Consider the following 3,236-nt stretch of genomic DNA (forward strand, 5'->3'; position numbering starts at 1 on the left):
GCGCCGATGGACATGGCGGCGGAGTCGAAGCGGGGGAACAGCTTGTCGGCCGGCTCCACTTGATCCAGTGCGACCGGATTGTCGACCTTTTTCAGGGCAAGCAGGTCACGCAGGGTAGAGACCGGACGCTCGTTAACCAGACGGGCGTACTCCTTGTAATCGGCATAGTTGCCGGAGCGCACCGCGGTTTGCAGGGTCTGCACCACATCCGGGTTGTAGGTGTGATACTCGCCGCCGTGAACGAATTTGAGCAGGCCGCCGTGTGCGAGGGGCTTGCGGGCCAGCCAGGCCTGACGGGCGAGCTTGAGCTGATCCTGCTGGATGTCGGCAAAGTCGGCGCCCTGAATGCGGCTCGATACGCCACGGAAACAGGTCTCGACCACCGATTTGGCCAGACCCACCGCTTCGAACAGCTGGGAGCAGCGGTAGCTGGCGACCGTGCTGATGCCCATCTTGGACATCACCTTGTAGAGCCCCTTGTTGATGCCGTTGCGGTAGTTGACCATCGCCTGGCGCAGGGACATGGTGAGCACCCCCTCTTCAACCTGTTTGGCCAGGGTTTCGTAGGCCAGATAGGGGTAGATGGCAGTCGCGCCAAAGCCCAGCAGCACCGAGAAGTGGTGCGGGTCGCGGCAGCTTGCGGTCTCCACCAGAATGTTGGCGTCGCAGCGCAGGTTGTTGTCCACCAGGGTGCGCTGTACCGCGCCCACCGCCATGGCGGCCGGGATGGGCAGGGTGTCGGCGCTGATATCGCGATCCGACAGCACCAGCAGTACGGTGCCACTCTTTGCGGCGGTTTTGGCCTCATCGCAGATGCGCAAGATGGCCGCTTCCAGCCCCTCTTCGGGCTTGAAGTTGAGACTGATCACCTGATGACGGTAGTACTCACCTTCCAATGCCAGCAGCTGGTGGAAGTCGGAGTAGAGCAGGATCGGCGACTGGAACAGCACCCGGTGGGCGTGGCCGAAGGTCTCGTTGAAGACGTTCTGCTCGCGACCGATACAGGTGGCGAGCGACATGACGTGGTTCTCCCGCAGCGGATCGATGGGCGGGTTGGTCACCTGGGCAAACATCTGGCGGAAGTAGTCATAGAGGGTACGCGGGCCGGAGGAGAGCACCGCCATCGGGGTGTCATCCCCCATGGAGCCCACCGCTTCCTGACCATTTTCACCGAGAACCCGGATGATTTGATCCAGCTCCTCGAAGGAGTAGCCGAACAGCTTCTGATAGGTTTTCAACTGTTCATCGGAGAGTTCGCGGCTACCGGTCTGGCTGTCGTCCATCTGCTCGAACGGCACCAGTCGGGTGCAGTGCTTATCCATCCACTGCTTGTAGGTGTGGCGGTTCTTGAGATCGTCATCGATCTCGAAGCTAGTCCACACTTTGCCGTTGCTGGTATCTACCACGAACAGCTCGCCCGGGCCGACCCGGCCCTTCTCCAGCACTTCGTCCGGGGTGTAGTCCCAGGTGCCGACTTCGGAGGCGAGGGTGATGAACTTGTCCTTGGTGATGACGTAGCGGGCCGGACGCAGGCCATTGCGATCGAGTGCGCAGGTGGCGTAGCGGCCATCGGTCATGACGATGCCGGCCGGGCCGTCCCACGGCTCCATGTGCATGGAGTTGAAGTCATAGAAGGCGCGCAGGTCGTCATCCATGTTCGGATGTTTTTGCCATGCAGGCGGGATCAACAGACGCATGGCACGGAACAGGTCCATACCACCCGCGAGGAAGAGATCCAGCATGTTGTCGAGACTGGAGGAGTCCGACCCCGTGGTGTTGACGAAGGGAGCAGCTTCCTGCAAATCGGGGATCAGCGGCGTCGCAAACTTGTAGCTACGCGCCTTGGCCCACTGACGGTTGCCGGCGATGGTGTTGATCTCGCCGTTGTGGGCCAGATAGCGGAACGGCTGCGCCAGCGGCCAGCGCGGGCTGGTGTTGGTGGAGAAGCGCTGGTGGAATACACAGATGGCTGCCTGCATACGGATGTCGGCGAGATCGAGATAAAAACGCGGCAAGTCCACCGGCATGCACAGCCCTTTATAGACGGTGACCAGGTTGGAGAGGCTGACGATATAGAAGTAGTCGTCGTTGACGCGCTTCTCGATGCGGCGACGCACGATATAGAGGCGACGCTCAAGATCTTGTTCAACCCAACCCGGGGGCGCGTTGACAAAGACCTGCTCAATACTGGGCAGAGAGGCTTTGGCGATGATGCCCAGCACGTTGGTATCGACAGGTACCTGGCGCCAGCCGACCAGACTCAGGGTCTCTTTTTCCAGCTCTTCGTTGATGATGTCGCGAGTTTGCTGGGCCAATACGGGATCTGGGTTGAGAAACAGCATGCCGACCGCGTACTTGCGGCCAAGGTGCCATCCCTTCTCTTCGGCGACAGCACGATAGAAACTGTCGGGTTTTTGCAGCAGCAGACCACAGCCATCGCCGGTCTTGCCATCGGCGGAGATCCCGCCACGGTGCTGCATGCGAGCCAATGCTGACATCGCGAGACGGACAAGCTTGTGGCTGGCTTCTCCTTCCATGTGGGCCAACAGGCCGAAGCCACAGTTATCCCTCTCCAGCTTTGGATCATATAGTGACATTGCTTTTCTCCCTTGCTCGGCCCTACATCGCACAGTCATCACCTGACTGCATAAATTGCGATTGGCTCTTGTGGTTCCGTCTGCCTGACGTGGCGAATCTCCAAACTAATGGGATTTTCTGGTGAGGTCAATCACAGGTCAGGTTTGTCTTTATGGTTACAACTGCATAACAAAATGTTGATGTGGAGTGATTGCTTGTCTTTTTGTGCGTGTTTGTTCTGATTGGATTGTTTTTGTTGGTTTTATATTCTGTTGTTAGGATGTTCAATGGTGAGCATGGTGACTGAGGGGGGATGTAGTAATTTTACCAATCCGACTTCGCTGGCAGCGGAATGGATCACATTTTAATTATCGTATGCTTGCAATTGTGTCTTGTCGTGCACATTCAATATTTTCATTGTTTAACAGTTAGTTACCAAGTCGTATATTCATATGCACACTCATCCACGGAGCAGAAAAAAAGCGCAAAAAATCTGTTTTTTTCGCCTTTTCTCTATATTTATTCAAATTTGACCAGTGTTTATATGTTTTACCCTCTCTGCTAGCTTGATCCAGCTCAGCCCCTGTTTTGCGCAAGCTCGTACAATGGCGCTCCTTTAGCGGAGGTGTCATGCAGTTACACGAACTCGTCAATACATT

At 56.8% G+C, this 3,236-nt stretch carries 2 protein-coding genes; both read right to left on the minus strand.

What is annotated here, in order from left to right; genetic code table 11:
* Positions 1-2,597, minus strand: a 2,597-nt coding sequence (gene gltB, locus ACRAUW_RS17510; protein WP_431363294.1) for a glutamate synthase large subunit, incomplete at its 3' end; no start/stop codon positions are given.
* A 408-nt stretch (positions 2,598-3,005) separates the two neighbouring features.
* The coding region (locus ACRAUW_RS17515; protein ID WP_431363295.1) for a hypothetical protein at positions 3,006-3,236 on the minus strand (231 nt) is incomplete at its 5' end.

It is taken from the genome of Aeromonas sp., assembly GCF_050633025.1.
Lineage (GTDB): Bacteria > Pseudomonadota > Gammaproteobacteria > Enterobacterales > Aeromonadaceae > Aeromonas.